The organism is Plantibacter sp. CFBP 13570 (assembly GCF_014841395.1).
GTDB lineage: Bacteria > Actinomycetota > Actinomycetes > Actinomycetales > Microbacteriaceae > Plantibacter > Plantibacter auratus.
Genome location: NZ_JACYTW010000110.1, coordinates 1 through 5,980 on the forward strand (window position 1 = coordinate 1; position 5,980 = coordinate 5,980).

At 72.9% G+C, this 5,980-nt stretch carries 6 protein-coding genes and 1 pseudogene; all 7 read left to right on the forward strand.

Annotated features, from left to right (window positions below; all coding sequences use genetic code 11):
• A pseudogene (locus tag IFT89_RS19360) lies at positions 1-303 on the forward strand (hypothetical protein); the annotation flags it as partial.
• Positions 300-1,304: a 1-phosphofructokinase family hexose kinase gene (locus tag IFT89_RS19365; protein ID WP_202939783.1), complete on the forward strand. Its 1,005-nt coding sequence runs from the start codon at positions 300-302 to the stop codon at positions 1,302-1,304. The pseudogene IFT89_RS19360 and the gene IFT89_RS19365, both read left to right, overlap by 4 nt.
• On the forward strand, positions 1,301-2,782 hold the full coding sequence (locus tag IFT89_RS19370) for a rhamnulokinase (protein WP_202939784.1): 1,482 nt from the start codon (positions 1,301-1,303) through the stop codon (positions 2,780-2,782). Before IFT89_RS19365 ends, IFT89_RS19370 begins: the two co-directional genes overlap by 4 nt.
• Positions 2,779-3,621 carry a class II aldolase/adducin family protein gene (locus IFT89_RS19375; RefSeq protein WP_202939785.1) on the forward strand — a complete coding sequence of 281 codons (843 nt, stop codon included), beginning with the start codon at positions 2,779-2,781 and terminating at the stop codon, positions 3,619-3,621. The genes IFT89_RS19370 and IFT89_RS19375 overlap by 4 nt, the downstream gene beginning before the upstream one ends.
• Complete coding sequence (locus IFT89_RS19380) at positions 3,618-4,364, forward strand: SDR family oxidoreductase (RefSeq protein ID WP_124769738.1); 747 nt, start codon at positions 3,618-3,620, stop codon at positions 4,362-4,364. The genes IFT89_RS19375 and IFT89_RS19380 overlap by 4 nt, the downstream gene beginning before the upstream one ends.
• A gap of 57 nt (positions 4,365-4,421) precedes the next feature.
• On the forward strand, positions 4,422-5,189 hold the full coding sequence (locus IFT89_RS19385; RefSeq protein ID WP_124769737.1) for an SDR family oxidoreductase: 768 nt from the start codon (positions 4,422-4,424) through the stop codon (positions 5,187-5,189).
• Between the two features lie 55 nt (positions 5,190-5,244).
• Positions 5,245-5,980: DUF4432 family protein (locus tag IFT89_RS19390; protein WP_202939786.1), on the forward strand; the 736-nt coding region annotated here is incomplete at its 3' end.

Here is a 5,980-nt window from a genome sequence, read left to right on the forward strand (position 1 = left end):
CGCGAGCAGCTCGCCGGCCTCCGCCTCGACGTCGCGGTCGTCGAGGCGCTCGGTGTCTCCGCGGACGGCCGACTGCTCCACGCCTCGCCGGAGGAGGCGGCGGTCGTCGCGTCGGCGGTCGAGCTCGCCTCCACGGCGATCCTCCTGGCCGACCCGGCGACGTTCGGCGCAGACGGCCTCGCTGTCTCCGTCCCGACCGCCCGCCTCGACGTGGCGGTGGTGCATCATGGGGTCGACGAACCGACCCTCGAGGCCCTCCTCGCGACCGGCGTCCGCGTCGAGACGGTCGGAGCCGACGCATGAGCGGCATCGTGACGGTCACGCCGGCGGCCGCGATCGACCAGACCTACCGCGTCGACGGGCTGCGACTCGGCGACGTCAACCGGGCGGTGGGCGTGTCCACCGAGCTGAGCGGCAAAGGCGTCAACGTCGCGCGGGCGGTCACCCTCTCGCCGCTCCCCGTCCGTGCGGTGGTGCCGATGGGTGCGGACGGACGGATCCTCGCCGATGACCCCGCACTCCGGACGTTGCTCGCCGTGGTCCCGACCGACGGCCGGACGCGCGTGAACACGACCATCCTCGACGCCGCGACCGGGACGACCAAGGTCAACGAACCGGCGATCCCGCTGCGAGCGGAGGACTGGGCCGCCGTCGTCGCGACCGCCGGGGCCGAGATCGACCGGATCGGCGCGGACTGGCTCGTCCTCTCCGGCACGATCCCGACGGTCCAGGGCGGCACCGGCCTCGTCGACATCCTCCAGTTGCTCCGGCAGGCGGGTGACCGCGGAGCGCGCGTGGCCGTCGACACCGCGGGTGCGGCGCTCGAGACCGCCGTCGCGAACCTCGACCTCGTCCACCTGCTCAAGCCGAACGCGCACGAGCTCGCCGAGCTCACCGGCCGTGAGCTGCTGACGATCGGCGATGTCGCCTCCGCCGCCGACGAACTGCATCGTGCCGGCTGCGACCTCGTCTACGTGAGCATGGGGGCCGACGGAGCGCTCCTCCGCACCGCGGCGGGGCTGTGGCACGCGCACGTCGCAGCCACGGTCGTGAACACGGCCGGTGCCGGCGACGCCTCGTTGGCCGGATTCCTCGTCGGACTCCACGGCGAGGACGGACGGGACGACCCGGCGGCAGCGGTCGCTTCGGCCGCCGCCTGGGGTGCACTCGCCGTGTCGAGCGCGACGACCATCCTCACCTCCCTCGAGGCGCTGACCACACCGGTCGCCGTCCAGGATCCAGACCCGACGAAGCCGCTCAGCGAACCGGCGACGCCGCCACGCGACGAGGCGACGACGCCATGACCGATCAGACCGTTCCACGCTTCCACGCCGCCGTGGACCTCGGTGCGTCGAGCGGTCGCGTCATGCTCGGGCGATGGGCCGACGGTCGCTTGGCGCTCACCGAAGTGCACCGGTTCCCGAACGGCCCGATCACGCAGGACGGTCGACTCCGGTGGGATGCGGAGCGCCTGTTCGAGGAGACGCTCGTCGGGCTCGCGGAGGCCGTCCGGATCGCAGCGGCCGCCGGCGGCGTGCTCGACGGGATCGGGGTCGACAGCTGGGGCGTCGACATCGCACTCGTGGACGTCGGCACCGGCACGGCGTTCCCGACCATTCCGCATCACCGCGGCGCCGACGCCGATGGACCGGCCCGCGCCGCCGTACTCGTCGACGCCGCGACGGCCTACGCGGTGACCGGCGTGCTGGAGCAGACCATCAACACCTCGTACCAGCTGCGGTCCCGCGCCGAGGAGCTCGACGTCCGCCGAGCCGATGGCGATCGCCCGACCGTGTTGCTCGTCCCGGACCTCTGGGTGTGGCTGCTCACGGGCGTCGTCGGAGCGGAGCGCACGATCGCCTCGACGACGCAGCTGCTCGATGAGGGCACCGGCGACTGGGCGGTCGAGCTCATCCGTCGCTGGGGTCTCGACGGCTTCGACTTCCCGCCGGTGGTCGCACCCGGGACGGTCGCCGGCCCGACGACGCCGGAGGTCACCGCGCGTCTCGGGTCGACCGTGCCGATCCCCGTCCACCGCGTCGCGGAGCACGACACCGCGTCAGCCCTCGCCTTCGCCCGCCCGGACGGCGCAGAGCTCCTCGTCTCGAGTGGCAGCTGGTCCCTCGTCGGGGTGTGCCTGCCGGCGCCGGTGCTCACCGAGCACGCGCGGACCGCCGGCTTCACGAACGAGGGCGGCGTCCGCGGCTCCTCGCTGCTCCTCCGCAACCTGGCGGGGATGTGGCTGCTCACGGAGTGCGCCCGCGCCTGGTCCGCCGAGGACGGCAGCGCGCTCGACCTCATCGATCTCGTGGCGACCGTGTCGGAGATTGAACGAGACGCGGCCACGGACGTCACGCCCGCCGTGTTCGACGTCGCCGACCCACGGCTGCTCGTCCCGGGTGACATGCCGGAACGGATCGCGACGCTGTGCCGGGAGACCGGACAGCGCCCACCGGGCGGACGGAGTGACACCGTGCGCAGCGTGGTCGAGAGTCTCGCGGTCGCCTACGCCGAGACGGTCCGGGCCTGCGAGGCGATCACCGGGGTGACGATCCGTTCGGTCCGCATCGTCGGTGGCGGATCGCGCAACCGGCTCCTGTGCGCCCGCACGGCGGCACGGACCGGTCTTCCGGTCACGGCCGGTCCTGCGGAGGCTTCGGCGCTCGGCAACCTGGCCGTGCAACTCGTCGCGGCCGGTCACGCGCCGTCGCTCGACGCGGTCTACCGGCACGGCCAGGACGATCACGACCATGACCATGACCATGAGCGGACACCGACATGACCGACCGCATCGACCAACCGGAGACCGAGACGGACCTCCTCGACCGCTTCGTCGCCTTCTCGCGCGACCTCGGCCGTCCCGATCGGGCGTGGGCGCTCCTGGCGGAGGGCAACACCTCGCTGCTCCTGCCCGAGGAGGGTGATCCGGCGATGCTCGTGAAGGCGAGCGGCGCGTCCCTGGCCGTGGCGACCGCCGAGGACGCGGTCCGTCTCGCGATCGCACCGGTGCTCGACCTCGTCGACTCGCACACGGGCGGGGATACCGAGGTGGCCGCGCTGTTCGATGCCGCGGCGCTCGCCGGGAACGGTCGGCGCCCCTCGGTGGAGGCGATCCTCCACGCCGTCTGCCTCGACCTGCCCGGCGTCGTCGCGGTCGGCCACACCCATCCCGTGCCGGTCAACGCGCTGTTGTGCTCGCCGTCGGCCGACGCCCTGACCCGCGGGTCGCTCTTCCCCGACCAGATCGTGGTCCTCGGCACCGATCCGCTGCTCGTGCCGTACGTCGACCCCGGGCTCGAGCTCGCCCGCACGGTCCGCCGCCTGCTGCGCGAGCAGCTCGCAACGACCGGCCGGGTACCGAAGGTCGTGTACCTGCAGAACCACGGGATGTTCGCCCTCGGATCGAGTGCGGCCGAGGTCCTCCGGATCACCGAGATGGCTGTGAAGGTCGCCCAGGTGCTGCTCGGAGCGCTCGCCGCCGGCGGGCCGGTCTACCTGAGCGACGAGGCCGTCGCCCGCATCGACACGAGACCCGACGAACTGCTGCGTCGAGCCGCGCTCGCCGCGCAGGAATCCACCACCGACCGCGCCGGGGCGGCGCACGGAAGGACCACGACATGAGCGTGTCGACCAGCGCCATCGACCTCACCGGGCAGGTCGCGATCATCACCGGAGCGTCCTCGGGCATCGGCCGCTCGTACGCCCAGGCGCTCGCCGCTGCCGGGGTGCGCACGGTGCTCGTGGGACGCTCCACCGAGCGACTCTCGGGCGTCGCCGACGCCCTGCCGACACCGAGCGTCTTCCTGGCGGGTGACCTCGCCGACCCCGCCGTGTCCGAGCAGGCCGTCGCCCTGGCGCTCGCCGCCTTCGGACGCCTCGACATCGTCCTCGCCAACGCTGGCCTCTACGTCGGCGGTGACGTCGTCGACACCCCGATGACCGCGATCGAGGAGCTCGTCGGCGTCAACGTCCTCGGAGCGATGGCGACGGTTCGCGCAGCGCTGCCGCACCTCGTCGAGCAGGGCGCGGGCGACGTGCTGGTGACGAGCTCGGTGTCCGGGCACCAGGACATCCACTGGGAGCCCGTCTACTCCGCGACGAAACACGCCATGCAGTCGTTCGTCCACACCACCCGGCGGAACCTCGTCGGATCCGGGGTGCGGATGGGCGCGGTCGCCCCCGGCGTGGTGCTCAACGAACTGTGGGGGATCGCCGAGGGGGCCTCAGGCGTGGAGGACCAGATCGCCGCGCGCACCGGCATCCGTTCCGAGGACGTCGCCGAGGCCGTGCTCTTCATGCTCACCAGACCCCGGCACGTCACCATCCGCGACCTCGTCATCCTGCCCACCGACCAGGAGATCTGAGCGACTCGCGTCGCCCGACGACACCTCCACCAGTCCGCCCCGATCGAAGGACCGCACATGTTCTCTGACCTCCACGGCCGCACGGCCGTCATCACCGGCGGGGCCCGCGGGCTCGGCTACTCGATCGCCAGGGCGCTCGCCGCGCAGGGCGTCCAGGTGGCGCTGCTCGACCTCCTGCCGACCGTCCACGAGTCGGCCGAGCGGTTGGCGTCCGAGTACGGCGTCCGCACCTCGGCGCACACGGTCGACGTCACCGACGCCACTGCCGTCGAGGCCGCCTTCGCCGCTGCCGAGGCCGCGCTCGGCGCGCCGTCGCTGCTGGTGACCGCGGCGGGCATCACCATCTGGGGCGACAGTGTCGACGTGCCGGCGGACACCTGGCGGAAGGTGCTCGCCGTGAACCTCGACGGCACTTTCTTCGCCGCGCAGTCCTTCGCCCGTCGTGCCATCACGGCGGGTCGGCCCGCCTCAGCGGTCTTCATCTCGTCGATGTCGGCGTTCATCGTGAACCAGCCGCAGTTCCAGGCCTCGTACAACGCGTCGAAGGCGGCGGTCAGTCACCTCGCGTCGTCACTCGCGGTCGAGTGGGCACCCTCCGGCGTCCGGGTCAACGCGATCGCCCCCGGGTACTTCCTCTCGGACATGACCCGCGAGTTCACCGAGGCGAACCCCGACCTCGCCGCCGAGTGGACCGCGGGCATCCCGGCGGGCCGGATGGGGCAGCCGGAGGACCTCCACGGGCTCGTCCTGCTGCTCGCGTCCGACGCCTCCTCGTACCTCACGGGCCAGAGCCTCGTCATCGACGGCGGCTACACCGCCCTCTGAGCCAGCCCCACCCACCGAACCGTTCGACCCGACCACACCGACCCGAGGACCAGCCATGACGACGACGCCGCCCGAACAGACGCCCGACGACCAGGCCGACCGCGACGCCGTGTGGGGCGCCCGGCGTCGACGCTTCGTCGAGGCCCGATCCGGTGCCGTCGAGCGTGCGTGGGCTCCGCGTGCGGTCCGCATCGACGACGGGCCGTCGACGGGTCGGCGCCAGGTCGAGCTGCGCCATCTCGGCGGACTCGAGGTCACGGTCGAGGTCGACCAGTTCCTCGACCTCGGCGAGGCCTCCTGGAACGGCGAGGTCGTGTCGTTCGTCGCGCCGACGACCGCTCCGCAGGCCGAGAGCTGGGCCCGCCGCTGGCAGGGCGGTCTGCTGACGACATGCGGGCTCACCGCCGTCGGCGTGGCCGCGGAGGCGGACGGCGGGATGCACGGTCGGGCGCATCGCATCCCGGCGACCGTGACCCGCCGCGAGGGGCGATGGACCGCGGCGGGCCGGTACGAGCTCCTCGTCGACGGCCTGCTCCGCGAGGGCGCCGTCTTCCAGCAGAACCTCACGGTGACCCGCAGCATCCGAGCCGAGGTCGGCGTCGCGCGGATCCGTCTGCACGACGTCGTCCGGAACGAGGGGTTCGTCGCCGAGCCGGTGCGCCTGCTCTACCACGTGAACCTCGGCTGGCCGGTACTGCACGGCGGTGCCGTCGTGGCGGCGGAGGCCGACGTCCCCGGCGGGGCGGGGTCCGAACGCCCGGACGCCGGTGGCTGGCGGCGGGTGATCGGCG

Coding starts and splice junctions, on each gene's coding strand:
- IFT89_RS19365 (WP_202939783.1), top strand. CDS start 300: ATGAGCGGCATCGTGACGGTCACGCCGGCGGCCGCGATCGACCAGACC.
- IFT89_RS19370 (WP_202939784.1), top strand. CDS start 1,301: ATGACCGATCAGACCGTTCCACGCTTCCACGCCGCCGTGGACCTCGGT.
- IFT89_RS19375 (WP_202939785.1), top strand. CDS start 2,779: ATGACCGACCGCATCGACCAACCGGAGACCGAGACGGACCTCCTCGAC.
- IFT89_RS19380 (WP_124769738.1), top strand. CDS start 3,618: ATGAGCGTGTCGACCAGCGCCATCGACCTCACCGGGCAGGTCGCGATC.
- IFT89_RS19385 (WP_124769737.1), top strand. CDS start 4,422: ATGTTCTCTGACCTCCACGGCCGCACGGCCGTCATCACCGGCGGGGCC.